At 71.7% G+C, this 25,652-nt stretch carries 23 protein-coding genes; 10 read left to right on the top strand and 13 right to left on the bottom strand.

Going from position 1 to position 25,652, the window contains the following annotated elements; translation table 11 throughout:
- Positions 1–88 precede the first annotated feature (88 nt).
- Together BLT23_RS21075 and BLT23_RS21070 are read left to right on the top strand one after the other, a co-directional pair.
- The gene (locus BLT23_RS21075) at positions 89–1,483 is read left to right on the top strand and encodes an XRE family transcriptional regulator (protein ID WP_176946848.1); all 1,395 of its coding nucleotides are present in this window, start codon (positions 89–91) and stop codon (positions 1,481–1,483) included.
- Positions 1,476–1,685 carry a DUF2795 domain-containing protein gene (locus tag BLT23_RS21070; RefSeq protein WP_090051511.1) on the top strand — a complete coding sequence of 70 codons (210 nt, stop codon included), beginning with the start codon at positions 1,476–1,478 and terminating at the stop codon, positions 1,683–1,685. Before BLT23_RS21075 ends, BLT23_RS21070 begins: the two co-directional genes overlap by 8 nt.
- A 68-nt stretch (positions 1,686–1,753) precedes the next feature.
- Here BLT23_RS21070 and BLT23_RS21065 read toward each other — a convergent pair whose 3' ends face one another.
- Positions 1,754–2,197: an Rrf2 family transcriptional regulator gene (locus tag BLT23_RS21065; protein ID WP_090051510.1), complete on the bottom strand. Its 444-nt coding sequence runs from the start codon at positions 2,195–2,197 to the stop codon at positions 1,754–1,756.
- 124 nt (positions 2,198–2,321) lie between these two features.
- On the opposite strand from BLT23_RS21065, the gene BLT23_RS21060 reads away from it, so the two are divergent.
- The 3 genes from BLT23_RS21060 to BLT23_RS21050 are packed head-to-tail and all read left to right on the top strand — an operon-like array spanning position 2,322 to position 5,169.
- Entirely contained in the window at positions 2,322–3,182 is an 861-nt protein-coding gene (locus tag BLT23_RS21060) for an NAD(P)H-binding protein (protein ID WP_090051653.1), read from the top strand.
- Complete coding sequence (locus BLT23_RS21055) at positions 3,179–4,426, top strand: multidrug effflux MFS transporter (protein ID WP_090051509.1); 1,248 nt, start codon at positions 3,179–3,181, stop codon at positions 4,424–4,426. Before BLT23_RS21060 ends, BLT23_RS21055 begins: the two co-directional genes overlap by 4 nt.
- Positions 4,387–5,169: an MBL fold metallo-hydrolase gene (locus BLT23_RS21050; RefSeq protein ID WP_090051508.1), complete on the top strand. Its 783-nt coding sequence runs from the start codon at positions 4,387–4,389 to the stop codon at positions 5,167–5,169. Before BLT23_RS21055 ends, BLT23_RS21050 begins: the two co-directional genes overlap by 40 nt.
- Positions 5,170–5,313: 144 nt before the next feature.
- On the opposite strand, the gene BLT23_RS21045 is transcribed toward BLT23_RS21050, so the two are convergent.
- Positions 5,314–6,897: an alpha/beta hydrolase gene (locus tag BLT23_RS21045; RefSeq protein ID WP_090051652.1), complete on the bottom strand. Its 1,584-nt coding sequence runs from the start codon at positions 6,895–6,897 to the stop codon at positions 5,314–5,316.
- A 99-nt stretch (positions 6,898–6,996) separates the two neighbouring features.
- Complete coding sequence (locus BLT23_RS21040) at positions 6,997–7,665, bottom strand: TetR/AcrR family transcriptional regulator C-terminal domain-containing protein (protein WP_245744072.1); 669 nt, start codon at positions 7,663–7,665, stop codon at positions 6,997–6,999.
- 128 nt (positions 7,666–7,793) lie between these two features.
- Here BLT23_RS21040 and BLT23_RS21035 point away from each other — a divergent pair, with 128 nt between their 5' ends.
- The 3 genes from BLT23_RS21035 to BLT23_RS21025 are packed head-to-tail and all read left to right on the top strand — an operon-like array spanning position 7,794 to position 9,887.
- Entirely contained in the window at positions 7,794–9,023 is a 1,230-nt protein-coding gene (locus BLT23_RS21035) for an FAD-dependent monooxygenase (protein ID WP_090051507.1), read from the top strand.
- Entirely contained in the window at positions 9,020–9,430 is a 411-nt protein-coding gene (locus BLT23_RS21030) for a DUF6069 family protein (protein ID WP_090051506.1), read from the top strand. Before BLT23_RS21035 ends, BLT23_RS21030 begins: the two co-directional genes overlap by 4 nt.
- Positions 9,431–9,443: 13 nt before the next feature.
- The gene (locus BLT23_RS21025) at positions 9,444–9,887 is read left to right on the top strand and encodes an SRPBCC family protein (protein ID WP_090051505.1); all 444 of its coding nucleotides are present in this window, start codon (positions 9,444–9,446) and stop codon (positions 9,885–9,887) included.
- Positions 9,888–9,920: 33 nt separating this feature from the next.
- Here BLT23_RS21025 and BLT23_RS41325 read toward each other — a convergent pair whose 3' ends face one another.
- The 9 genes from BLT23_RS41325 to BLT23_RS20985 all read right to left on the bottom strand — a co-directional run bounded on the left by BLT23_RS41325 (position 9,921) and on the right by BLT23_RS20985 (position 20,971).
- The gene (locus BLT23_RS41325) at positions 9,921–10,142 is read right to left on the bottom strand and encodes a tautomerase family protein (protein WP_090051504.1); all 222 of its coding nucleotides are present in this window, start codon (positions 10,140–10,142) and stop codon (positions 9,921–9,923) included.
- A 12-nt stretch (positions 10,143–10,154) separates the two neighbouring features.
- Entirely contained in the window at positions 10,155–13,970 is a 3,816-nt protein-coding gene (locus tag BLT23_RS21015) for a non-ribosomal peptide synthetase family protein (protein ID WP_218133809.1), read from the bottom strand.
- 156 nt (positions 13,971–14,126) lie between these two features.
- Entirely contained in the window at positions 14,127–15,344 is a 1,218-nt protein-coding gene (locus BLT23_RS21010) for an MFS transporter (RefSeq protein ID WP_090051503.1), read from the bottom strand.
- Positions 15,341–15,478 carry a hypothetical protein gene (locus tag BLT23_RS40835; RefSeq protein WP_176946847.1) on the bottom strand — a complete coding sequence of 46 codons (138 nt, stop codon included), beginning with the start codon at positions 15,476–15,478 and terminating at the stop codon, positions 15,341–15,343. The genes BLT23_RS21010 and BLT23_RS40835 overlap by 4 nt, the downstream gene beginning before the upstream one ends.
- Positions 15,475–16,719: an ATP-grasp domain-containing protein gene (locus tag BLT23_RS21005; RefSeq protein WP_090051502.1), complete on the bottom strand. Its 1,245-nt coding sequence runs from the start codon at positions 16,717–16,719 to the stop codon at positions 15,475–15,477. Before BLT23_RS21005 ends, BLT23_RS40835 begins: the two co-directional genes overlap by 4 nt.
- Positions 16,716–17,999 carry an ATP-grasp domain-containing protein gene (locus tag BLT23_RS21000; protein WP_090051501.1) on the bottom strand — a complete coding sequence of 428 codons (1,284 nt, stop codon included), beginning with the start codon at positions 17,997–17,999 and terminating at the stop codon, positions 16,716–16,718. The genes BLT23_RS21005 and BLT23_RS21000 overlap by 4 nt, the downstream gene beginning before the upstream one ends.
- Positions 17,996–18,952, bottom strand: coding sequence for a PLP-dependent cysteine synthase family protein (locus BLT23_RS20995; RefSeq protein WP_090051500.1), 957 nt, complete (start codon positions 18,950–18,952; stop codon positions 17,996–17,998). The genes BLT23_RS21000 and BLT23_RS20995 overlap by 4 nt, the downstream gene beginning before the upstream one ends.
- A gap of 37 nt (positions 18,953–18,989) precedes the next feature.
- Complete coding sequence (epsC, locus tag BLT23_RS20990) at positions 18,990–19,592, bottom strand: serine O-acetyltransferase EpsC (protein WP_176946846.1); 603 nt, start codon at positions 19,590–19,592, stop codon at positions 18,990–18,992.
- Positions 19,593–19,759: 167 nt separating this feature from the next.
- Positions 19,760–20,971, bottom strand: coding sequence for an MFS transporter (locus BLT23_RS20985; RefSeq protein WP_090051499.1), 1,212 nt, complete (start codon positions 20,969–20,971; stop codon positions 19,760–19,762).
- 167 nt (positions 20,972–21,138) lie between these two features.
- Here BLT23_RS20985 and BLT23_RS20980 point away from each other — a divergent pair, with 167 nt between their 5' ends.
- Entirely contained in the window at positions 21,139–24,255 is a 3,117-nt protein-coding gene (locus tag BLT23_RS20980) for an AfsR/SARP family transcriptional regulator (RefSeq protein WP_090051498.1), read from the top strand.
- Positions 24,256–24,360: 105 nt separating this feature from the next.
- Here the strand turns inward: BLT23_RS20980 and BLT23_RS20975 are convergent, their stop codons facing one another.
- The gene (locus tag BLT23_RS20975; protein WP_090051497.1) at positions 24,361–24,564 is read right to left on the bottom strand and encodes a hypothetical protein; all 204 of its coding nucleotides are present in this window, start codon (positions 24,562–24,564) and stop codon (positions 24,361–24,363) included.
- Positions 24,565–24,758: 194 nt separating this feature from the next.
- Between BLT23_RS20975 and BLT23_RS20970 the strand changes: the two genes are divergently transcribed.
- Positions 24,759–25,637: a hypothetical protein gene (locus BLT23_RS20970; RefSeq protein ID WP_143035989.1), complete on the top strand. Its 879-nt coding sequence runs from the start codon at positions 24,759–24,761 to the stop codon at positions 25,635–25,637.
- Positions 25,638–25,652 lie beyond the last annotated feature (15 nt).

Here is a 25,652-nt window from a genome sequence, read left to right as displayed (position 1 = left end):
GCTGATCGTCCCGGAACTTGGGGATGATGTGGCGGACGGATGTGCACGTGCGACGGAGACGGGCGGGAACGAGGTGGAACCGCGGGCTGTGACCGGATCACCCGGCTCGGAGGGCACCACCGTGTTCGGCCACTGCCTGCACCGGTACCGGCGGGCGGCCGGGCTGTCGCAGGCGAAGCTCGCCGCCGCGTCGGGGATGAGCGTCCGCGCGCTCAGGGACCTGGAGAACGGCCGTGCGGCGGCACCGCAGGAACGGTCCGCCGGGCTCCTCGCCACCGCGCTGGGGCTCGACGAACACGAGACGACGTCATTCCTGCTGCTGGCGAAGGACGGGCGCCGCCGCTCCGGCCGCGGCGAGCACCGGGCGCTGCTCTACACCCTGCCCGCGGTCAGCCGGCTGGCCGGCAGGCAGGACGAGCTGCGGTGGCTCGCCTCCGGTGCCGGCGACGGAGGGGTGGTCGCGGTGTGGGGCGCGCCGGGAACGGGCAAGACGGCGCTGGCGGTGACCGCCGCCCACCAGCTGTCGCGGTGGTTCCCCGACGGCTGCCTGGCGATCGACCTGCACGGGACCGACGACCGGCCGACGGCTCCCCACTCCGCGCTGGAGCGGTTGCTGACCTGGCTGGGGGTGCCCGGCGACCGGGTCCCGCGCTCGGAGGACGGCCGCGCGGCGCTCTACCGGACGATGCTGCGGGACCGCCGGGTGCTGGTGGTGCTGGACGACGCGCGGGACGAGAGCCAGGTCGAGCCCCTCCTGAGCGACTCGGGGCGAAGCCTCGTGCTCGTGACGAGCAGGCGGCTGCTGTCGAAGGTGTCCGCGCGGCAGCTGCCGCTCGACGTCCTCTCCAAGCAGGCCGCCGCCGACCTGGTCGCGTCCATCGCCGGTGAGGACGTGGTGCGGCAGGACCCGGAGGGGACCGAGGAGCTCGTCTCCCTGTGCGGGCGGCTGCCGCTCGCGCTGCGGATCGTGGGCAACCGGCTGGCTTCCTGGCGGGAACCGGTGTCGCACCTGGCGGGTCAGCTGCGCGACGAACGGCTGAGGCTCGACACGTTGTCGGTGGGCGACCTGGCCGTGCGGCCGGCGTTCGAGGTCTCGTTCCGGCAGCTGACGCCACGGGCCCGGCGCGTGTTCCGGCGCCTGTCGCTCATCCCGGAAGCGGACTTCGGCAGCGACCTGGCGGTGGCCGCGGCGGGCCTCCCGCCGGGCGAGGTGGCCGGGGCGTTGTGCGAGCTCGTGGAGATGTCGCTGCTCAGCGTGGGGCCGTCACCGACGCGCCTGCGGTTCCACGACCTCGTCCGGCTCTTCGCCCGTGAGCGGTTCCTGGCCGACGAACCCGAGCGGACCAGGGAGCGGCTGCGCGACTCGTTCCACTCGCACGAGCTGATGACGGCCGGGGTGAGGCGGCGCTCACCTCGCGTTAGCCGTGCCGAGGACCGGGTAGCCAGGACGTCAGCAACCGAAACGGAGGCAGACGATGAGTGACACGACCACGATCGAGCGACTGCGCACGGTGCTGGCCGACGTGGCCTATCCCGCCGACAAGGGACAGCTGGTCGACCACGCTTCGCGCAACAACGCCGACGAGGACACCGTGCACGCGCTGCACTCGGTTCCGGAGCGCCGGTACGAGTCGTTCGACGAGGTGCTCGACGTCGTCGCGGTGGACCAGAGCCGCGAGGCGTGACGCTCCGTCCACTGTGGATGTGGCAGCGAGTGCGTTCCACCGCGGAACGCACTCGCTGCCACAGCTGATCACACCGCGGACGTGAACTGGGCCGGGATGTCGCCGTCCAGCACGTCGCGCACGCTGAACCTCTCCAGCTGAGCCACGAGGGCGTCGGCGATCGCCACGTCCAGCGCGGTGAGCGCCTGCTGGACACCCTTTCCCGTGGCGCAGGAGGGATTGGGCCCGTGCAGCCCGAGCACGGGGTCGTCACCTTGCAGCAGCCGCCACACCGTGCCGAGTGAGATGCCTTCCGGGCGGAGGGCGAGCTCCCAGCCACCCCGTGCCCCGGCGCGCGAGGTCACCAGGCCCGCCTCACGGAGCGGGCCGAGCACCCGGCGGACGTGCACGGGGTTGACGCCCGCGCTGTCGGCCAGTTCCTCGGAGCTGATCACGCGGTCGTCGTCCACGCCCGCGAGCAGCGTGAGGACGTGCACGGCGACAGCGAACCGGGTGTTCGTCGAGCGGGCCACCCCTCCATCGTGACCTATCGCCACCGCGATGGCTACGTTTCCCGGCGCACACCGCCTTGCGAAATTGTAATCGTCGTGATTACAGTTCAACTGTAATCATTGCGACTACAAAATGGAGCTGTCGATGACCATCGCCATCACCGGTGCGTCCGGCCCGCTGGGACGCGCCGCGGCGGAGTTCCTCCTGGACCGGGTCGACGCGCGCGAGGTCGTGCTCACGACGCGCTCGCCCGAGTCGCTCGCGGACTTCGCGGCGAAGGGCGTTCAGGTGCGCCGGGCGGACTTCACCGAGCCCGGGACGCTGACCTCGGCGTTCCACGGCGTCGAGCGGCTGCTGCTGATCTCCGTGGACACCATCGGCGCACGCCTGGAAGCGCAGCGCGCCGCCGTCACGGCCGCGGCCGCCGCCGGGGTGGGCCACGTCGTCTACACCTCGGTCCCCGAGCCGGTGCCCGCCAACCCCGCCGTGGTGGTCCCCGACCACGCGGGCACGGAGCAGTCGCTGCGGGAGAGCGGGATGCGGTGGACCGCGCTGCGCAACAACCTGTACTCCCACTCGCAGATCGGGACGGTCGCGGGAGCCGCGGCGGCAGGGCGGCTCGTGACGAACACCGGCGACGCAGGAACCGCGTACGTCACCCGTGAGGACTGCGCGGCGGCCGCTGCCGCCGTCCTGGCCGAGGGCGGGCACGAGGACCAGGCGTACGACATCACCGGCCCGCACGCGGTGACGGCGCACGACCTCGCGGCTCTCGCCACCGAGGCCCGCGGCGGTGAGGTCGAGGTCGTGCAGGTCGGTGACGACGAGATGCTGGCCCACCTCCGGCAGGTGGGGCTGCCGCTGCCGCTCGCCGAGCTCGTGACCACGTTCGGCGCCTCCACGCGGGACGGCTACCTCGCCACCGTCAGCACGGCGGTCCAGGACCTCACCGGTCGCGCTCCCCGGTCTCTCGAAGACGTGGTGCGCGCCAGCCGGAAGTCATGACGCCGAAGGGCGCGAGAGCGACGGTCCTGCTCCTCGGGGTCCTGTCCTCCCTCGGCCCGCTGTCGGTCGACGCCTACCTGCCGGGACTGCCGAGCATCGCGGGCGACCTCTCGGTGAGCACGTCGACGGTGCAGCTCACGGTGACCGCGTGCCTGGTCGGGCTGACGGCGGGACAGCTCGCCGCCGGGCCGTTGAGCGACGTCCTGGGCAGGCGCAGACCGCTGTTCGCGGGACTCGCGCTGTACGTGCTGGCAAGCGTCCTGTGCGCCGTCGCGACGGACGCGACGAGCCTCGTGGCGTTCCGCGCACTGCACGGTGTGGCCGGTGCGTTCACCACGGTGATCGCGTTCGCCTGCATCGGGGACCGCGAGACGGGTGCCGCCGCGGCGCGCACGTTCTCGTCGGTGATGCTCCAGGTCGGTGTCGTCCGGGTGCTGGCGCCGCTCACCGGCGCGCTGCTGCTGGGACTCGCGGGCTGGCGGGCGGTGTTCGCGGCGCTCGCCGTGCTGTCGGCGGCGGTGCTCACGTGGGCCGTGGCCGTCATGCCGGAGACGCTGCCGCCCGAACAGCGTGGCCGCAGCTCCCCCACCTCGTACCTCGCCCTGCTGCGAGACCCGGCACTGGTCGGGTACACCGTCGTCAACGGGTTCGTGTTCGGTGCGCTGTTCGCCTACCTCACGGGCTCGCCGTTCGTCCTCCAGGACCTGTACGGCATGTCGGCCCAGCAGTACGGCGTGGTGTTCTCCGTGAACGCCATCGGCATGGTGGTGGCGGTCTACGCCAGCGGTCTCCTCGCTCGCCGTCACGCGGTGCGGACGCTGCTCGGCGCGAGCCTGGCGAGCGGGGCGCTGGGCAGCGTCGCGCTCCTCGTCGTCGTGCTGGGAGACCTCGGTCTGCCCGCACTGCTCGCGGTCCAGTTCGCCGCCGTGGCGAGCATCGGGTTCGCCCAGCCGAACACGGTCGCACTGGCACTCGAGAACCAGCGGTCCCGGGTCGGCACGGCGGCCGCGGGCTTCGGGTTCGTCCAGTTCCTCGGCGGCGGGCTGGGCGCCCTGCTCGCAGGGCTGGGCGGCACCGCGCCGGGACTGCCGACGGCCGCCGCGATGGCGGGGTTCGCCCTGGCCGCCGGTGCCGCTTTCCTCCTGCCTCCCACACGATCCCGGCGCCCGGCGAGCGCCGGCACCACTCCACGAAGGAACGAGACATGCGAACACGACGACTGGGCTGGGCAGGTCTTGAGGTAGAGGCCGCCGGCAAGCGCCTGGTGATCGACTACGTCCGGGACATGACCCCGCTGTTCCACGGCTGGCTTCCCGGGATCGGACTGACGGCTCCGAGCGGCAAGGTCGACGCCGCGCTCGTCACCCACCTGCACCGCGACCACATCGACCCGGCGGCGCTGGTGGACGTCCTGCCTCCCGGTGTCCCCCTGCTCCGCCCGGCCCCCGGCCACGGTGACGACGTGGACAACGCGGGAACGCTGGCGAGCGAGCACGAGATCATCGAGCACCGGTTGCCGACCGAGGTCGTGGACACCTGGTCCTCCCGGGAGCTCGGACCGTTCGAGGTCACCGCGGTGCCGTCCCTGGACGGCCTGGGAGACCCGCAGGTGAGCTGGGTGGTGGAAGCGGGCGGACAGCGCGTCTTCCACGGTGGCGACACGATGTTCCACGGCTGGTGGTGGCTCGTCGCGCGGCGCTTCGGCCCGTTCGACGCGGTGTTCCTGCCCGCCAACGGCGCGGTGGTCGACGCACCCCACCTGCAGCCGCCCAGTCCGCTGACCGCGGCGATGAACCCGCGGCAGGCCGCCGTCGCCGCGAACATCCTCGGCGCCCGGCACGCGGTGCCCATCCACTACGAGGTGGAGCAGCCGTTCAAGATCGACGGCTACGTCGAGGTCGCCGACCCCGCGAAGGAGTTCCGCGAGCAGGCGGGAGAACGGGCCCGCGTGCTCGCCGTCGGCGAATGGCTGGACCTGGACTCCTGACCACGACCGTCCACAAGAGACTGTCACGGCGGTGGCCGCAAAGCGCAGACGATCGGCGCGCCGGGGCACGAAGACCTGGCTCGCCACCGACCGGAACGCGCCCTGGGACGTGGTGTGGCCGACGCTGCGAGTCTGGGCTCAGGTTCACCGCGGGGTGATGTCGGCGCAGTCGACCTGCTTGTCCGGGAGCAGGCCGGCGGTCAGGAACTTCACCGTTGCCTCGTCCACGCACTGTGAGCCGCGGTTGTAGACGTAGTGGCCGCCGTTGTCCGCGCCGACGAAAGCCGCGCGGTTGCCGAGGACCTCGTACAGCCCGAGACCGTCCTCCCACGGCGTGGCGTTGTCCCTGCGGTTCTGCAGGATCAGCGTGTTGCGCGGTCCCTTGGCGGTCACGCGGACGGGCTCTTCGACCGGCTTCGGCCAGAACGCGCACGGCCAGATGTTGGCGGGCATCCCCGCGCTGAGCGGCCAGGCCGCGCGGTCCTCCGCGGTGCGGCGGGAGTACTCGCCGACATCGCCGGGCCACTGCGCGTCGCCACAGGTCAACGCGAGGAACATGGTGGCCTGGTTGTCGGCCGGGACGCCGGGGGTCGGCGGCGGCGCGGCGAACACCTGCCGCAGCACCTGGCCGTCGGCCTCGGTGAGCTTGCCGTCGGCCAGCCCGGCGGCGGCCTTCCAGAACTGCGCGAGCACCGGCAGGGTCTCGTTCTCCAGCAGGAGGCTGTAGGTGACGGTGCGCAGCATCGCACCCGTCAGCGCCAGTGAAGTTCCGGGGACGGGCGCGGGAGTGCTGTCGAGGCGGTCGGCGAGTGCCAGGTACCTCTTGGTCACCTCGTCGGCGGTCTCGCCCAGCCCGAGCGCGGCGTGCTGCGCGGCGGCGACCCGTGCCGCGTCGGGGAAGCGGTCCGACATGGCCTTGCCCCAGTTGTCCTTGGCGTGGGCCCAGACCTTGGTGGGGTTGACGTTGCCTTCGAGGACCACGCGGTCGGCGCGCTCCGGGAACAGGGACTCGTAGACGGTGCCGAGGTACGTGCCGTAGGACTGGCCCCAGTAGGAGATCTTCTCCTCGCCGAGCGCCGCGCGGATGACATCCATGTCGCGGGCCGTGTTGGCGGTGGTGAAGTGCCGGATCTTCTCACCGCCGTTCTTCCCGCACCGTTCGGCGGTGGAACGGGCGTGGTCGGCGTTCGCGGTGATCGAGCCGTCCGCGGCCGGGTACGGGAAGAGACCGGGGAGGGACGGGTCGTCGAGGCCGCAGCTCTGCGGCGTGCTGTGCCCGACCCCGCGCGGGTCGAAGCCGATCAGGTCGTACGCCGCCAGCACCGCCTGTGGCAGGGTCGGCGCCACGACACCCGGAGTGTCCAAACCGGACAACGCCGGGCCGCCGGGGTTCAGCAGCAGGACACCGCGGCGGTCGCGGGACTCCGGCGCCGGCAGCTTCGAGACGGTGACCACGATCTTCTCACCACCGGGGTTCCGGTAGTCCAGCGGGACTTCCACGGTTCCACAGGTGAGCCGGGGATCGCGACTGGCGCCTTCGGCCGGCTCCGGGCACGCACCCCACGCGATGCGCGGCGTGGCGGCCGTCTCGGCGACGCTCTGTGGCGCGTCCTCCCTGAGCGCCTCTTCCGTGGCATCACAGGCGGACACCGCCGCGACGGTGAGCGCCGCCGTGATCACCACCCTCGCGAGCTTCCGAGGACTGCCCGCTTCCACCGACCGTTGCATCGTCTTCAACGCCCTGCCCCTCAACTCTTGGCGTACCGCAACGCACTCGCGTCGTCGGCAGCACAAACCTATTGAGAGAGCACGACTTCACGAATCCCCTCAGGGTGGACAGTCCTCTGTAGCCCTCCCGGGGGACAGCAACCTGGTCGCAAGCCCGTCGAGGACGAGGCCCAGGTGCCGCTCGAACCGCGTGTCGTGGTCATCGGGCAGGCGGTCCACGGCTTTGACCAGCTCGACGCCCTCGCCGAGCAAGGCATCGCGTTCGGCGGCCGAGTAACGAGCGGGGTCGGCCTCGTCCGACTGCACCCGCTCCTGTTCCTCGATGACGAAGCCGACGACGATCGCGGTGACGACGTCGAAGGCGTCGTTGGCGTCGGCGAGGGTGAACCCGGCCGCCATGAAGCGCGCCAGCCAGGTCTCCTTCGCTCTGAGCACGTCCGCGTCGGCCAGGCGCGTGCCGCTGAAGATGCGAGCACCGTCCCGATAGCTCAGGTACTCCGCGCGGAGGGCCCGGCCGTAGCCGGCGAGGCTGTCGCGCCAGCCGGCGTCGGGCGGGATCGCCGCCAGCGCGTCCCTGACGCGGCGCATGACGAACGTGCCCATCTCGTCGAGCAGTTCCTGCTTGTTGCGGACGTGCCAGTACAGCGCGGGCGCCTGCACCCCGAGCCGCGCGGCGAGCGCACGGACGGTGAGCGCGTCCATCCCCTTGTCGTTGAGCAGGTCCAGCGCCGCCGCGACGATCCGCTCCTTGCTCATGCCCTTGGCCACGGTTGACACCTTAACAAAGTTCAGGCACGCTGCCGGAGGGGCGAATTGAACTTAGTTAAGGGCGGGACCTACCGCCCGGCGTCGTCTCGTCATCGGGACGGGCGACGGAGCATCCGGAGAGGAACACCATGGGGAAGCGTGCGTTGATCGTTGGCCTGGGGATCGCGGGGATGTCCGCGGCGATCGGGCTGCGCCGGGCGGGCTGGACGCCGGTGATCGTCGAACGGGCCGCCGAGCGCCGGACGGGGGGTTACTTCGTCTTCCTATTCCCGCAGGGCCGGGAGGCCGCCGCCGACCTGGGCGTCGCCGGTCACCTGCACACCCGCAACCCGGCGTGGAAGGAGGGCGGGAACACCTGGGCGCTGTACCGCCGGGGCGAACCGAAGCCGGAACTGGGGTTCCTGGACCAGGACCAGGCCGGTCCGGCGGCGGTGCTGCGCGGCGACATCGAGGCCGCGCTGTGGCAGAGCGTCACCGACGCCGAAGACCCCGTCGAGGTGCGGTTCGCCACCACCCCGGCCGAGATCGTCCAGGGTCCCGATGGAGTGCGGGTCCTGCTCGACGACGCCGGTTCCGGGGCGCGGTACAGCGAGACCTTCGACCTCGTGGTCGGAGCGGACGGGCTGCGCTCGACCGTGCGCCGGATGGTGTTCGGCCCGCACGAGGACTACATGACGGACTGGAACGCGATGGTCTGCGCCTTCCAGCTGAAGGAGCACGTGCCCTCGTTCGCCCCGACCGACACCATCGTCGTCCCGCGGGCCAAGCGCGCCGCGTGGGTGTTCGGGTTCGCTGACCACGCACCCACGACGTTGCTGACGTACCGGACCGATGACATCCAGAAGCAGTTCAGCGGCTCGCGGACCGAGCAGCTGCGGTCGGTCTACGCGGGAATGAACGACCCGGCGGTGCGTCACATCCTCGACTCCCTCGAAACGGCACCGGACGTCCTCTTCGACTCGGTCCACCAGGTGAAGATGCCGCGGTGGAGCTCGGGCCGGGTGGTGCTGCTCGGCGACGCGGCGTGGTGCCTGACCACCTACTCGGGCATGGGCGCCTCGGCGGCGCTGCGTGGTGGCGCCGCTCTCGGCAAGGCCGTGCGGGAGCACCCCGGCGATCTCGACGCGGCCCTGGACGCGTGGGAGACCGGGCTTCGCCCGTTCATCACCGAGGAACAGCGGATCGCGAAGATCAAGCAGCAGAGGTTCGTCCCGTCGAGCACGCCGGTGGTGGTGTTGCGCAGGCTCGTTCTCAGCGTCGCCCGCAGGATCGTCCACCGCCGACGCGCCGCCGAGACGACCGAACGTCCGGCTCCTGTTCTGACCGGTGCCGGACCGGCCTCGGGGAACCGGTCATGACGACCGTCGCCCGCGGGTTCGGCTTGGCCGTGCTGACCGTCACCGCGGGCGCCTGCGTCCTCAACGCCCTGATCGCGCTCGCCGCGCAGGCCCTCGGCGCGGACTCCGCCGCAGTTCCGGGCCTGACGCCGCCCGCCTACCTCACTCTGACCCTGGTCGGCGTCGTCCTGGGTGCCGCGGGCTGGACGATCGTGCGCCGCTTCGCCGAAGACCCCGCCACGGTCCTGTCCTGGCTGGTGCCGCTGGTCGTGGTCGTCTCGCTGATCCCCGACGTGCTCATCGCGCTGCGTCTGGACGCGGCCGGTGGCATCGCTTTGGGGCTCATGCACTTCGCGGTGCTCGCCGTCGCTCTTCCGACCTTCCGACGCCTGCTGCCGCTGCCCGAAGCCCGGCGACCTATCCGATGAACAGGAGGACACGATGCTCCACTACGACATCTCCGCCTTCTCCCCAGCGCCCCGGGAAGCGGTCTGGGCACTGCTCGTCGACTCCGAGTCGTGGCCTCGCTGGTCCTCGCTGGGCGAGCTGGACCGGCGGCACTCGGCCAACCTCGACCCGGCGGGCCGGGACGGGGTCGGAGCGGTGCGCGCCTTCCGCAAGGGCAAGAACGTCAGCCAGGAAAGGATCACGGAGCTGCGGGAGCCGGCCCTGTTCGCCTACGAGGCGGAGTTCCTGCCGATCATCCGCGACTACCGGGCCCGAGTCGAGCTGGAGCCCGCCGATGGCGGAACCCTCATCCGCTGGCGAGGCCGGTACACGACGTCGTGGTGGTCGCGCTGGTTCACACAGCGCTTCTTGCGACGCCTCGTGCAGGGGCTGGCCGACGACCTCGCGGCGCACGCCGCCCGGCACCTCGCGACGTGAGCGGGGCCGGATGCACCGGCCCCGCACGGGACGTCAGTAGGCGGGCCGTTTCAGCAGTGCCTCCTGACCGGCGATCTCCGGCTGGTACACCTGCTCGTCCCACGCCTCGGCGGGCACCGGTTGCAGGGCGATCGACACCACCGTGTCCGGGCAGCCGAAAGCGCCGGTGACGGCGGTGGTGAGCGCAGCCGAGAGGGTGGCGGCCTGCTCGGCGGAGAGCGTCGCGGGGAAGTGCTTGATCGTGACGTGGGGCATGGCGGTGTCTCCTCAGCGTGCGGAACGGATGTGGTCCACGAGGGTGTCCACGAGTGGGGTGCGGAGCATTCCGTAGTGGTCCGCCGGAACGTCCACGAAGGACACTCGGGCGCGAACGGCGGGGCGTTCGATGAACGACGGCTGGTCGCCTTGCGCGCGGAACACGGTGACGGGAGCCGCGATGGCGCGTTGTTCGAGCTCCCGGTCCGTGTAGTCGAAGCGGTAGGTCTGGCGCACGACCGCGGCGATCCTGGTCACGAGGGCCTGGTCGATGCCCAGCCGGGAGCTCACGAACTCGGTGAACGTCGCCTCGTCCCGGGTCACGGCGAGGCACTCGTCGAGCAGGTCGCCGGAGACGGCACCGGCGAAGACCGAGAAGAGGATCGTCACGTAGCCGCGGCTGCGCCAGCTCGGTGTGCGGTCGGTGCCGCCCGCCATCGGGTTGCCGGGGGCGAGGAGGTGGAGCTGCTCGACCCGCTCCCCCGCCCGTTCGAGCTGGTGTGCCGCCTCGAACGCGACGCGGGCGCCGAAGGAGTAGCCCCACAGCGTGTAGGGGCCGCGGGGTTGCCTGCGGCGCAGCAGTTCGAGGTCGCGGGCGGCCATCTCGGCGATGGACGGGAAGGCGGTCTCGCCCTGGTTCACGCCGTGGGCCTGCACGCCGTAGAACGGGCGGCCCGCGCGCGCCGCCAGCCGGCGGAGGTTCATCGGGTAGCCGCCCAGGCCCGGCCAGCAGTAGACGGGTTCGAGGGTGCCGGCGGCGTTGAGGCGGACGAGCCTGGACGCCGTGTCGGCGCTCTCGCCGTCCACGACCTTCGCCAGTGCCTCGACCGTCGGTGCGTCGAAGAGCACCTGGAGGGGCAGGGAGCTGTTGAAGTCTCGGTTGATGCGGTTGACGATGCCCACGGCCAGCAACGAGTTGCCTCCTGTCTCGAAGAAGTCGCTTTGCACGGACACGACGTCGACCTTCATCAGCGAGCGCCAGATCTCGCCGATGCGGCGTTCGGTCTCGGTGCGGGGCTCGACGACGGGGCGGTCGGAGAAGTCGGAGGCGGCCAGCTCGGACTCGGCCAGGGAGCGGGTGTCGATCTTGCCGTTCGCGGTGTGCGGCAGGCGGTCCAGCACGACGACCTTGTTCGGCATCATGTAGTCCGGCAGGAACGAGCGCAGGTCGTCGCGGATCAGCTCGGTGGGGCCCTTCATGTGCACCGCGTCCTCCTTCATGCCGCGGTGCCGGATCTGCTCGGCGCTGACCCTGCCGCCGATGGCGAAGTAGGACGGTCCGACCGGCAGGCCGCGTTCTCCGAGCAACGCCGTGAGGCGGCGGTGCGACGGCAGGTCGTTGTCGGTCTTCGAGCTGTAGCCCGACGACATCAGCCCCAGGCCGCGCACCGCCTGCAACCGGTGCAGCACCCGGCCCAGCTCCAGGTAGGAGCGCCAGGCGTGGCCGGTCCTGCTGACCAGCGCCACGCCGAAGCTGGACCGCTCGTACGCCTGCTGGTTGATGGCGATGACGTGCCTGCGCTCGATCACTCCGGCGGAGACCGGCTCGAAGTCACCGTCCGTCCACCGGTAGAAGCCGCCCGGCAGGCCGGTGACCTGGTCGCCGTGCGCCTGCACGTAGACGTCCATCGGTTCCTCGCCGGACGGTGCCGGGCTCGCGGGCGCGAGGTCGAACGCCCCCAGGTAGTAGTCGTCCTCCGCGCATTCGAGGTGCGCCATGACCTCCGGGGTGTGTTCCGCGGCGCGCAGGCCCAGGCCGTGGGCCGGCAGGATCTGGTCGAAGAGACCGGCCATGTGCCCGGCCTCGATCTCCAGGACCTCCTGGATGTTGTTGCGGTACACCGGTTCGATGGCGCGGCGCTTGCCGACGAAGTGCACCCTGGCACGTGGTGCGGCCCCGGGTTCCTTCCGCTGCACGAGGTACAGCCGGTGCTCGACCGGGTGGTAGTAGTAGAAGCCCGGTTCGAGGCCGAACAGGTCGTCGATCTCCAGGTACAGCTGGGCCGCGTACAACGACCCCGGTGACGCGTACCCGTACTTCGGCAGGAGGCGCTTGACGCTGTGGAACTGGCCGAAGTACCGCATGATGCCGCCGAACTCGGCCCGGGTCACCGCACGGGGGTCGCGGGGCGCCGACGCGGCGGGACGGGTGCGCAGCAGCGTCACGATGTCGTCCCTCGTGACCTCACCGCCCTCGTAGAACCGGTAGGTCTTGCGGGCGAACACGGCCCGGCGTTGCAGCGCCGTCGGTTCGGCGCCCGGCAGCACGACCGCGACCTTGCCCGCCAGCTCGGCCTCGTCCCGGCAGCCGAGGTTCGACAGCTGGGCGCGCAGCTGCACCCTGCCCGCCTTCGACTGGTGGTGCGCGCCGTGGTTGCCCTGGTCCATCAGGGCGGCTTCCTTGGGGTTCAGCTCGACGAACGCCACGAGGTTCTGGAAGCCCGTGCGCGGGTCGTCGCGCACGACCACGGCCGCGTGCTTGATCCACTCGTGGGTCTCCAGCGCGAGCCGCACCTCGTCGAGCTCCACCCGGAACCCGCGCAGCTTCACCTGGTTGTCGGTGCGGCCGACGAAGACCGCCGTGCCGTCGGGGTTCCAGTACGCGAGGTCGCCGGTGCGGTACAGGCGCGGTGACCCGAAGTCGGCCTCGAAGGGGTTCGGGACGAACCGGTCCACGGTGAGGTCCGGCCGGCCGAGGTAGCCGCGGGCGAGCTGGAGGCCGCCGACGTGCAGCTCGCCGATCTCCCCGATCGCGACGGGCTCACGGTCGCCGTTCAGGACGTAGTACTGGGTGTTGTGGACCGGTGAGCCGATCGGCACGGTCGGCGGCCCGTCCGCGACGGTGGCCGGGTCGACCCGGTGCGAGGACGAGTTGATGGTGCACTCGGTGGGGCCGTACAGGTTCACGAGCTCGCGGTCGGGCATCTCCGCGAAGAACTGCTGCGCGAGCGACCGGGAGAGCGCCTCGCCGCCGCAGAAGACCTGGGCGAGCGACGTGCACTCGGTGATCCGCTCGGTGTCCAGGATCGCTTGCAGCAGCGTGGGAACGCATTGCAGCGTCGTGACGCCGTGGGCCTTGATCGTCTCGATGAGCGCCTCAGGGTCGCGGTACACGCCGGGCGCGCCCACCACGACGGTGCTGCCGCAGGCGGCGGCGAGGATCTCCCACTGCGCCGCGTCGAAGCTCATCGGCGTCTTCTGCAGCACGACCCTGCGGTGGTCGATCCCGTACGTCTCGGCGAGCCACCCGAGCTGGTTCACGATGGCCCGGTGCTCGATCATCGCGCCCTTGGGCTTCCCGGTGCTGCCGGACGTGTAGATCACGTACGCGAGGTCTCCCGGCGCGGGCGGTGGCGCGGGGGCCGCGGCGGTCACCTCGTCGAAGGTCACGACGGCGGTGTGCGGCGGCACCAGGCCGAGCAGCTTCGGGGCCAGCTCGTCCTGCGTGAGGACCAGGCCGCCGCCGAAGTCCTCGACCATGTACCGCAGCCGGTCCTCCGGGTACTCGGGCGCCAGCGGGAGGTAGGCGCCGCCCGCGTGCAGCACGCCCCACGCGCCCACGAGCAGGTCGGCCGACGAGTGCACGAACAGGCCCACGCAGTCGTCCTTGCGCACACCGCGCTGCCGCAGGTACGCGCCCAGCTCCTTGGCCCGCGCCGAAAGCTCCGCGAACGTCAGTCGTTCGTCGCCGTCCACCACCGCGATGTCACGGCCGCGCACACGCACCTGTTCCTCGAGCAGGTCCACCAACGTCCACTCGGGCAGGTTCCGCAGGGTTCGGTTGAACTCGCGTGTGTGCGTATCAGCGTCCAACAAGGCGCGTTCCACGGCGACCCCCTTCGATAGCAGCGGCGCATTCCCTTTCAGAGTGGGAAGAACCTCTGTCGAAGTGCTATCGGTGGGGTATGCGTCCACCAACGCACGACAGCGCCCGGCGGGCGAACCCACCGGGCGCTGTCGTCCACAAAGGAGCGGTCGAAACGGTCAGGCCGGTTGCAGTACCGGTTGCGTGCGCACGGCTTCCCGCGGCAACCGGGGTTCCAGCCGCAGCAGGGCCAGTGCCGAGACGGCGACGCCCGTCGCCAGCACGAGCCACATCCCGGTGGCGGAGAACGACATCAGCCACGTCAGCAACGCGGGTGCGGTGGCCGTCGGGATCGCCCACGAGAACTGGTACACCGACAGGTGCCTGCCCCTGGTCTCCACCGGCGCGGCGGACGACACGAGCGCGGACGCCGTGGCGCCGTGCATCAGCTCTCCCAGCGTGAACAACGCCGTGGCCGCGAACGCGCCGACCAGCAGCACCGAGTCCGAAGAGGACACCGCGCCCAGCGCCGCGTACAGGACGAACGACACGCCGATCACCCCCGCGCCCGCCGCCGTCGTCCTGGTCCTGGGGAACCGGACCAGCGACCGCGTGACGGGGATCTGCAACAACGCGATCCCGATGGTGTTGACCGCGTACAACGTGCCGACCACCGCGGTCGGCGCGCCGAGCTTGGTCGTCACGTACACGGGCAACGCCACGGCCAGCACCATGTAGGAGAACGCGACCGGCACGTTCAACGCGGTCAGCACCAGGAACGGCCGGTTGCCGAGCACCACCCGGTAGCCGCCGCCCTTCACACCGGACCGCGGGCGTGCCACCGGCCGGTGCGGGATGGACCCGATGATCAGCGCGGCGAGCACGAACATGCCGCTCGTGCCGAGCACGATCAGCTGGTAGGCCGCGTCGCTGCCCAGCGCCAGCGCGCCGGCCGCCACGAGCCCGCCCGCGCCGAGGCCCGCGTTGCGCAGGCTCCGTTGTGCGGCGAGGAGCTTGTCGCGGTCCGCGCCCTGGGTGATCTCGGCGACGAGGGACTGGATCGACGGCGGGAACGAGCCGTCGCCGACCGCCACCAGCGCCACGGCGAGGAACATGCCGGAGGCCGAGTCGACGAACGGGTAGAGCGCGAACCCGGCCGCCCGCACCAGGTAGCCGCCGACCACCACGGCCCGCGCCCCGAACCGGTCGACGAGGGTTCCGGCGATCGGGTTGCCCACCAGGGCGAACAGCGCGCCCGCGGTCATCAGCACGCCGACCCGTTCGATCGGCATCCCCGTGACGTGGTGGAAGTACAGCAGGGACAGCGGCAGGTACATGCCCGCACCCGTCGCGTCGACCACCATCCCGGCGAGGTACCGGGTGCGCCAGCCGCTCATCGGCGCTCTCCCCTGCGTGCCTCGGGAACCCAGACGGCCGTGCGCACCACGCGGTCGCCGCTCGGCGCCATCGCGGCCAGCAGCAGGTCGACCTGTCTCAGCGCGTCCATCTCCGTGCGCCTGCGCTTGCTCATCGCGTCGCCTCCTCGAAGATCCTGGTCTGCTCCTCGAACCGGGTGCCGAGCGCGCGCAGCCGGGACTCCGCCTCCGCCCGGTCCGCGCCGGTGGCCACGGCCGCGAGGAGGAAGTCCGCCGAGCCCGCGGCCGGCGGGATGACGTCGCCGACGTCGGCGTAGCGCCAGAACCGCGACACCCAGGGCTCGGGCAGCGCGGGCGGCAGCGCCTCGACGAGGCCGGGGCGCTTCATCATGAGGACCTGCCCGGACATCCGCGCGGGGACCGGGAGCGGCCCTCCGGCGATCGTCCCCGCCAGCAGCGGCAGGGTCAGGCCGAGCTGCGCCCTCAGCGCGTACTCGCCCGTGTTGATCCCGAAGATCGCCACGCCGACGTCCCGGATCTTCGCGCCGCCGGGCCGCGCCGCGATCTCGCACACCACCAGCCGGTCGTCGGGGGTGTGGAACACCTCGGCGTGGAAGGCGTGGTCGAGGTGCCGGTCCGAGACGCGCAGCGCGGCGACGGACCGTTCCGCGACCTCCAGCAGCCGGGCCGACAACGGGTCCGTCACGTCCAGGGTCAGGTCGACCCTGGCACCGGGGTCGGCACCGAAGGACGACAGCGAGTACTGGTACTGCGACGCCCAGGACAGCACGATCCGCCCGCCGACGACGAGCCCGTCGACGTGGCACATCCCGCCGGGCACGAACTTCTCGACGAGGGCCCTGCCGTCGAGCTCCAGCGGTTCGCGGCCGGCCAGGATGCGCAGGCCGATCGCGTTGAACCCGGCGATCTCCTTGACCACGACGGGAAAGCCGTGGGTCTCGGCGAACGCCCACACCTCGTCCGCCGTCGTGACCTCGGCGTGCGGAGCGACCTCGACGCCCGCGGCGGCGAGCATCCGCTTCATGACGACCTTGTCCCGGTACGGCACGGTGTCCTCGGCCCACGGGCCGGGCAGGCCCAGCTCTTCCCGCACCCGTGCGGCCGCCAGGACGTCGCCCTCGTGCAACGCGACGACGTCGCTGACCTCGAACTTCTTGGCCAGTGCCAGCGCACGCTCGAACAGCAGCTCCTCGTCGAGGAAGTCCGGCACGACCTCCAGGTGCGTGAGCCCGAGGTGGTCGGCCGGCACCTCCTCCCCCGCGCCGACGATGCGGTCCCTGGCGGCCAGCACGACGACGTCCTCGTCGTAGCCGGAAAGCCAGTCGCGGTAGGGGAAGGGCTCGAACGGGTTGCGGTGGATGATCAGCGCGCTCATGCCGGCACCGCCTCGGCGGCCGAGGCGGCACCCGCGCGCACGATCTCGCCGTCCGCGGTCTCGACCCGGATGTCGATCACCTCGTCGATCAGCCTGGCGCCGTTGGCGATCGCGGCGTCGGCGTCGGCGCCGGTGACCGCGACGAGCGCGAGGCGGTCCCAGTTGTCGCGCAGCGCCCGCACCTCGTCGCCCGGCTTGGCGCTCACCCTGACCACGAGCGCCTCCGGTGCGGCGGCGGCCTCCTCCGCCCCGGCGACCGACACGACCCTGCCGGGCGCGCCGACGACGAACCGGGTGCTGGCCCCCGCGCGGGCGACGGGGCGGTCCGGCAGCCGGGGCACGAGCCCGAACGGCCAGCCGACGGAGTAGGAGATCAGGTCGATCCCGTACGCGCCCTCGACGAGGTCGGTGATGGCGTCACCGGCGATCCGGTTGTGGCTCTCGATCACCTCGACACCGCGCGACCCCACCCGGACCTCGGTGTGCGCGACACCGTCGCGCAGCCCCATCGTCGTCAGGAACCTCGGCACCGCCGCGCGGATCAGCTCCTCGTCCACGCCGCTGACGCGCGCGGGCACGACGTGGCCGATCTCCGCGAACGACCGCGGGTCGACCCACTTCTCCGTGACCGCGACGACGACGTGCCGCCCGTCGAAACCGAACGTCTCGACGCTGTACTCCGCGCCGTCGATGTACCGCTCCATCAGGAACTCGCCGAGCACGAACAGCGTCGAGACGCGGTCGGTGCGGGTGCCGCGCAGCCGCGACACGTGCGCCCAGGCCGTGTCGAGCTCATCGGGACTCTCGACCTTCAGCACGCCGATGCCCGCGGTGGCGTCGGTGGGCTTCACGATGAACGGGAAGCCGTACCGGGCCGCGTAGGTGTCGAGGTCGTCACGGGTGCGCAGCGGCGCGGCCGGCACCGCCCCGGGGTCGTGCAGCGCCAGGTGGGCCCGCATGGCGAGCTTGTCGCGGAACAGCCGGGTCACGGCGAGACCGGTGCCGCCCAAGGAGAACGCGTCGTTGATCCGGCCCGCGTTGTCGAGGCCCGGTTCGGTGAGCGAGAGCGCGAAGTCGAAACCGCGGCTCTCCCACAGCTCCCGCGCCACCGGCTCGACCTCGGCCCAGCTGGTGAAGTCGACGACCCGCACCTCGTCGGCGGCGGCGCGCTGCGCGTCGCTGACCTTGGTCGGGTGTTGCAGCAGCAGCACGGTGATGCCGAGGTCCTTCGCCTTGACGACGGTCTCGTCGGTTCCTCCCACCAGCAGCAGGATGCTCATCGGTCCGTTCCCCTCGCGATGTCGTCCGACGCCAGCAGGCTCAGGTAGCGCTCGCCGGTGTCGGGCAGGATGGTGACGATCGTCTTGCCCTCGTTCTCGGGCCTCTCCGCGACGCGCAGCGCTCCGAACGCCGCCGCCCCCGACGAGATCCCGGCCAGCACGCCGACCTGGCGGGCCAGCCACAGCGCGGTGTTCGCCGCGTCGGCGTCGGTGACCGCCAGCACGTCGTCGATCAGCGCGACGTCGGTGGTCTGGGCGACGAACCCGCCGTTGAGGCCGGGGATGGTGTGGCTGCCCGCGTAGCCCCGCGTCAGCAACGGCGAGCCCTCCGGCTCCACGCCGACCGCCTGCACCAGCGGGTTGCGGGACTTGAGGAACGCGGCGGTGCCGCACAGCGTGCCGCCCGTGCCGATGCCCGCGACGAGGACGTCCACGGTGCCCGCGGTGTCCGCCCAGATCTCCGGGCCGGTCGACTCGAAGTGCGCGGCCGGGTTGTCCGGGTTCGCGTGCTGCTGCGGGAACCACGAGCCGGGCGTGGCGTCGTGCAGCTCCTTCGCCCGGTCGATGCACCCCTGGTAGCGCAGTGCCGCGGGCGTGAGCTCCACCTCCGCGCCCAGTGCCTTCAGCAGGCCGATCCGTTCCGGGGTGGCGTTGTCCGGCAGCACGATGACGCACCGGTAGCCGCGGGCGGCGCTGAGGGCGGCGAGCGCGATGCCGGTGTTGCCCGACGTCGCCTCGATGACCGTGCCCCTGCCGGGGACGAGGAGCCCCGCGCGTTCGGCGCCGCGCAGCATCCACAGCGCCGCCCGGTCCTTGACGCTGGAGCCGGGGTTCGCGGACTCCAGCTTGGCGAGCACCCGCGCGTTCTCGCACGGCAGCCGCAGCAACGGGGTGTTGCCTACCAGGTCGTCGATGGACTCGGCCACGCGCCGGGCGTGGAAGGTCGCTGTCATGACTCGTCCTCCGGGTGGGTGGGGAGCTGGGCGGCGCTCACGACGCCCTCCTGCGCGGCGCCTGCTTGGCCGAGGTGGTCGCGGTCGGCGCGAGCACGAGGGACTTGTCCGGCACGTCGGCGACCACGAGCGCCCGCGCCCCGATGACGGAGTCGGCGCCGATCACGACGGGGCCGAGGACGGTGGCGCCGACGCCGAGGACGACGCGGTCACCGATCTGCGGGTGCCGCCGTTCGCCGGGAGGGCGCAGGTTGTCGCGCCACCACCCGACCGCGCCGAGCGTGACCTCGTGGTAGATCGTGACGTCGTCGCCGACGACCGCCGTCTCCCCGATGACGACGGCGGCGCCGTGGTCGATGAAGACCCGGCGGCCCAGCCGCGCCCCGGGGTGTATCTCCACGCCGGTGACGGCCCGCACGACCCACATCAGGGTCCGCGCGCTGCGCCGCAGCCCGCGCTGGTGCAGCCGGTGGGCCACGCGGTGCGTCCACATCGCGGGCAGCGCCGGGTGCAGCAGTCCCTCCCCGTGACCGCGGATCGAGGGATCCCGCGCGACCACGGTGTTCCAGTCCTCGCCGCACAACCTCAGCAACCGGGGCGTGGTGCCCGGTGCGGGGGCGGCTGTGGTGACCCGCTCCATGATGAGGGCCCCCTCCGTCCGTCGGTTTCAGGAACCTCAGGGTGGGCGGGGGCCCTTTGGGTCGGCTTTCCCCGCCGGGGGCGTCACCGATAGCGGATCGATAGAACGGGCAACGCCCCCGTGCGGCGTGGCAAAACCGCAGGTGGGGGCGCTGTCGGCCAGGTCGTTCAGGCGACGGGGTCGGGTACGGGGCGGGTGCGCCTCGCCCACGCGACAGCGGGACCGGTGGCGAGGGAGGCCGCCATGAACACCGCGCCGAGCACCAGCCAGCCCGTGACGCCGCCGTCGATCACCAGCGCGGTGAGCGCGAGCGGGCCGAGCATCCTCGCGACGGCGATGCCGCTGCCGAAGAACCCCTGGTACTGCCCCTGCTTGCCCTCCACCGCGAGCCCGAAGCTGATCTCCCAGTAGCCCGACGCGAGCATCATCTCGCCCGCGACCTGCAGCACGGCCCCGGCGACCAGCACGGCGGCGGCGACCCACGCGGCCTTGTCACCGGAGGAGAACGCGAACACCACGCAGGACACGAGCAGCAGCAGCCCCGCGAGGCGGACGATGCGGACGGCGCTGGTCAGGTCGCGGACCTTGCCGGCGATCGACACCTGGAACAGCACGACCGACACGGTGTTGATCACCATCAGCGCGGACACCATCCAGCGCGGCGCGCCGGTGTGCCCGACCACCCACAGCGGCAGCACGACGCTCAGCAGCGGCATGTAGAGCATCAGCAGGGAGTTGAGCGCGGTCAGCACGGCGTACGGGCGGTCGCGCAGCACGACCAGCGCGGGCTCGCCCTTCTCGGCGCGGGGAACGCCGGGCACGTGCGGCAGCCGCCGCAGCACGAGGGCCGCCGCGAGGAACGTGAGGGCGTCCAGACCGAACGCCGCCATGTACGCGGCCTCGGTGTCGATCTGCAGCGCGATACCCCCGACCGCCGCCCCGATCGCGATTCCCGCGTTCGCGGTCGACTGCATGTACGCACGTGCTTTGGTCCGCCCGGCCGCGTCCACTACTCCCGCGAGCAATGCCTGCCTGGCGGCGACCAACCCGCATTGACAAATCGTATAGACGCAGGCCACGACGAGAAACGCGGGAAAAGACCTGATCAGGGCGAAGGCGGCGACGGCGACGGCAGTGGCCACCGCGAGCAGCACGGCCACACCCCGGGGTCCGCGCCGGTCAGCCAGATGTCCCAGCGGAACGCTGGCGAAGGTGCCCAGCGCCCAGCCCGCGGTCAACCCGAGGCCGACCTGCGTCGGCGTCAAGCCGACTATCCGAGTGAAAAACAGTACCGAGCAAACGTAATAGGCACCATCACCGATCGCATTGGTTAACTGCGCAATCGCCAGCCCTTGGGACGGACCGGCAGATGGGAACATTTTTTTCAGCACCGCGCACCTTTTTCCTCGTCACGTGACATCATCTGTCTTGATACGACCGGTCAGCACCAGTAGCGAATGGTGATCAGAAGATTACTGAGCGAACACGAAGCCGGTCCATCGACAGCGCGAACAAGCGAGCCGTGGGACTGAGGGGCGGATCGGCGATGCTGAGACTTCTGGGGCCGGTCGAGCTGATCAGCGACCAGCGATCGCTTGACCTGGGAGGTCCTCGACAACGTGTCGTGCTGACCATGCTCGCGCTGAGAGCCAACCGGGTGGTGCCGGTGGACCAGCTCATCGACGCCGTGTGGAACAGCTCTCCCCCGTCGACCGCGCGAGGCCAGATTCAGATCTGCATCTCGGCACTGCGCAAGGTGTTCGGCGACGCGGGTGCCCCGGACGCGATCCGCACCCGGCCACCCGGTTACATCCTCGAGATCGCCGAAAGCGAGCTGGACATCCTGCAGTTCGGCGCACTCGTCTCGCGGGCACGCCAGGAAAGCGATTCCGGCAGGCTCGAAGAGGCGGCCGCCACGCTGTCCGAGGCGCTCGGGCTGTGGCGCGGTTCCGCTTTGTCCGGTATCTCCAGCGAGGTCGTCCAGCGCGCCGCCCTGCCGCTCGACGACCAGCGCCTGGCCGCCGTCGAGGAGCGCATCCGGCTCGACCTCGCGCTCGGCAAGCACGAGGAGCTCTGCGGGGAGCTGCGGACCCTGCTCGACGACAACCCGTTGCGCGAGCGCCTGCACGGCTTCCTCATGCTCGCCCTCTACCGGGCGGGCAGACAGGCCGACGCCCTGGAGGTCGGCCGCGCCGCCCGCGCCGTGCTGATCGAGGAGATCGGCATCGAGCCCGGCCAGGAGCTGCAGGACCTCGAACGCGCCATCCTGAACCGCGACCCGTCGCTGAACGCACCGGCCGCGCCGAAGAAGAAGACGGCCTCCGGCCCGGCGGCGCAGCACGCGCCCGCCGCCGAGGCTCCGATGACGATCCCCCGCCAGCTGCCGGCGAGCATCACCGACTTCACCGGCCGTGACGAGCTGATCTCGGTGCTGCGCGCGGGACTCGAGTCCGACCCCTCGCAGACCCGGTACGCGGTGCCGATCATGGCCATCTCCGGCAAGGGCGGCGTCGGCAAGTCGAGCGTCGCCGTGCGGGTGGCGCACGAGGTCGCCGACCGGTTCCCCGACGGCCATCTCTACGCGGACCTGCGGACCCACAGCGGCGACGAGACGACCGCGCGGCTGCTCGCCCGGTTCCTGCGGTCGCTGGGCGTTCCCGGCACGGCGGTGCCGAGCGACCTCGAGGAACGGGTGGAGCTCTACCGCAGCCGGGTGTCGGGCAAGCGGCTGCTGCTGGTGCTCGACGACGTGACGAGCGAGGCCCAGGTGCTCCCGCTGCTGCCGGGCAGCGCGTCGTGCGCCGTGATCACGACGAGCCGCGTGCGGCTGTCCGGGCTGCCGGGCGCGCAGTGGTTCGACGTGGACGTCTTCGACGTGGACCAGTCCACGGAGCTGCTCGCGCGGATCATCGGCCACGAACGCGTGGCCACCGAGCCGGAGGCGTCCGTCGAGCTGATCCGGTTCTGCGGCGGTCTGCCGCTCGCGCTGCGCATCGCGGGCGCGCGGCTCGCGTCGCGCCCGCACCTGCGCATCGACGGGCTCGTCCGGCGGCTGCGCGACGAGGCGCGCCGGCTCGACGAGTTCGAGCACCACGGGCTGGGGCTGCGCACCAACATCGGCCTGACCTACAAGGCGCTCGACCAGGACGCGCAGCGGCTGTTCCAGCTGTTCTCGCTGATCCGCGCCCCGGAGTTCCCGTCGTGGACGGCCGCGGCGCTGCTCGACATCGACATCTTCGACGCCGAGGACATCCTCGAAAGCCTCGTGGACGCGCAGCTCGTCGACACGGTCGAGTACGCCGACACGACGACGACCCGCTACCGCTTCCACGACCTGATCCAGATCTACGCCAGCGAGAAGCTCGCCGAGTCGACGACGGCGGAGGAACGCACGGAGGCGCTGGCCCGGCTGCTGGGCGCGTGGCTCGCGCTCGCCGAGGAGGCGCACCGCCGCGAGTACGGCGGCGACTTCACGATCCTGCACGGGGACGCGCCGCGCTGGCCGGACGCGACCTGGGCGAAGGTCGGCATCACGTCGAACCCGATCGACTGGCTGGACAGCGAGCGGCGGTCGCTCGTGGCCGCCGTCCGCCAGGCGGCGCAGGCGGGCCTCGACGAGCTGTGCTGGGACCTCGCGCTCACCTCGGTCACGCTCTTCGAGTCCAAGGGCTACTTCGACGACTGGATGGAGTGCGCGCAGATCGCGATGACCGCCGCCGAACGCGCGGACAACCGGACCGGCATCGCGGCGATGCGGTACTCGCTCGGCACGCTGCACATGTTCCAGACCCGTCTCGGTGAGGCGGCGCGGTACTTCCGCGAGGCGCTCGACGGGTTCCGCGAGGAGGGCGACGAGCACGGTCAGGCGCTTGTGCTGCGCAACGACGCCCACGTGGACGGCCTGCGCGGCAACGTGCAGCTGATGCTCGACAAGTACGCGGAAGCGCTCGTGACCATGCGCAAGGCCGGCGACCGCATCGGCGAGGCCCACATCCTGCGCAGCCTCGCCAAGCACCACCTGGAGGAGGGCAGCACGGCCACCGCCCGCGAGCTGCTCGACGAGGCCGTGCGCATCTCGCGCGAGACCAAGTGCCTGCGGGTCGAGGCGCAGGTGGAGCACCGCGTGGCCGAGCTGTACGTCGCCACCGGCCAGATCGACCAGGCGCGCAGGTCGCTGCACCGCGTCCTGCAGATCGTGCGCGACACCGGCGACCGCATCGGCGAGACGTACGCGCTCTACAGCCTGGGAGTGGTGCGGCACAAGGAAGGCCGCCTCGACAACGCCGAGACGACCCTGGTGCACGCGCTGGACCTGGCCCGCAAGGTGGGTGAGCGGCTGATCGAGGCGAAGGCCCTCTACGCGCTGGGCCAGATCGACCTGGCCCGCAGCGGCGGCGGAGGGGCGGGCACCACGCACCTCGAACGCGCGCGGCTGCTGTTCGAGGAGCTGGGCTCCGCGCTGTGGCAGGCGAAGACGCTGCTCGCGCTGTCGGAGGCCGCCGAGGACGGGCAGCAGGCGCTCACGGCCGTCGGACGGGCCGCGGAGCTGCTCGCCCCGCTGGAGTCGAAGGAGTCCGCGCAGCTGCTCGCGGAGATCGAGATCGCCCGCTCCGCACTGGAGTCCACCGTGCAGGTGGGCGGGTACCTGGAAACCGGGTCCTGACCGCACGGCCGGGTGTCCCGGCCGTTCCGCACCGACGCGCTCCCCCATCTGCTGCACCTTCCCGTGGCGCGCCGGTGATGTCGTCGTCGAGCCGGGTCCGCCTGCTCACCAGTGGGTGTCCTCGACGCACGTCAGCAGGTCGGCGCTCCAGTGGGTGTCCTGCGGGCAGTCGCCGGGGCCCAGCGCCACGACCGGCGCCGGGGAAGCCGTGTCCGCCGAGGCGGTGCCGGCGGAGAGCCCGAGGAACGCGAGGGCGGCGAAGGCGAGCGAGACCAGCGTGGCGGCGGCGGGCTTGCGGCTGGTGAACATGGTGTACCTCCCGGTCTGTCGGGGGTGTTCCCCCTGGCTGACACCAGTTCAGCGGCCGGCTCCATCCGTTCTCGATCCGTTCACCATGGGCCCGTGCTGGGCCGTCCGATAGCGCGTCGAAAGGACATCGACAGTCCGGCCGGTCAGTGTTCGTCCCGTTCACCTGGAACGAACGCACCTTGGAGGGACCGGCGATGAACGTTCCCACGCTCCGGCTCAGCAACGGCGATCTTCGACGCGTGGTCGACGACGCCGACGTGGTGCAGGCGGTGGCGACGGCGTTGATCGCACGCTCCTCCGGTCGTGAGGACTGGCTGGACCACGCGACGGGCAGGGTCGGCACCCCCGGTGACGACACGGCCGTGTTCGAGTCGGCCGAGGACGGGCAGCGCTGCTGCATGTCCGCGGCCGGCCTGCGGGACTACCGGCTCGCGGTGCTCACCGCACTGGCGAGCAGGCACCTGCTGTCCCCCGGCGTCGTGACCGCCTCGGTCATCGGCTCCGGGCTCGCGCTGGAGCTGCAGCTCGCGATCCTGCGCACCCACGTTCCCAACATCAGCCACGTGGCGGTGGCCGTCGTGGGGAACCTGCCGCCGAGCCAGGCGGTGCTCGACCAGCTCGACCGCGACGGCATCGGGCTGTCCCTCGTGGACTCCCCCGCCGACGCGGTGTTCGGCGCCAACCTCGTCGTCCTCGCCGGGCCCGCCCCGCTCGGGACGCCGCGGCTGGCCAAGGGCGCGGTGCTCGTCAACACCACCGGTGTCGACCTGCCGGCCGCCCTGCTCGAGAACGTGCACGCGGTCTACGTCGACGACCGGGAAGGTCTCGCCGGCAGCGACAGGACGTTCTCCGCGATCCGTCCCGGCAGGCAGCGCGGTCGCGGGCACAGGTCGCCCGAGGTCGTCGCCGACCTGGGACGGGTGCTGGCGGGCGACCACCCCGGCCGCACCGACCACAACCACGTCCTGCTCGTCGAGCTCGTCGGCGGAGGGGCGGAGCTCGATCCCGTTCTCGCGGGCCGCATCCACCACGCCGCCGCGGCGGCCGGGCTCGGCACCGTGGCACCGCACTGAACCCACCACCTGGCA

The sequence above is a fragment of the Lentzea fradiae genome (assembly GCF_900100955.1).
GTDB classification, from domain to species: domain Bacteria; phylum Actinomycetota; class Actinomycetes; order Mycobacteriales; family Pseudonocardiaceae; genus Lentzea; species Lentzea fradiae.
Note: the sequence above shows the minus strand (reverse complement) of the source record. Positions and strands in the feature narration are given on the sequence as shown.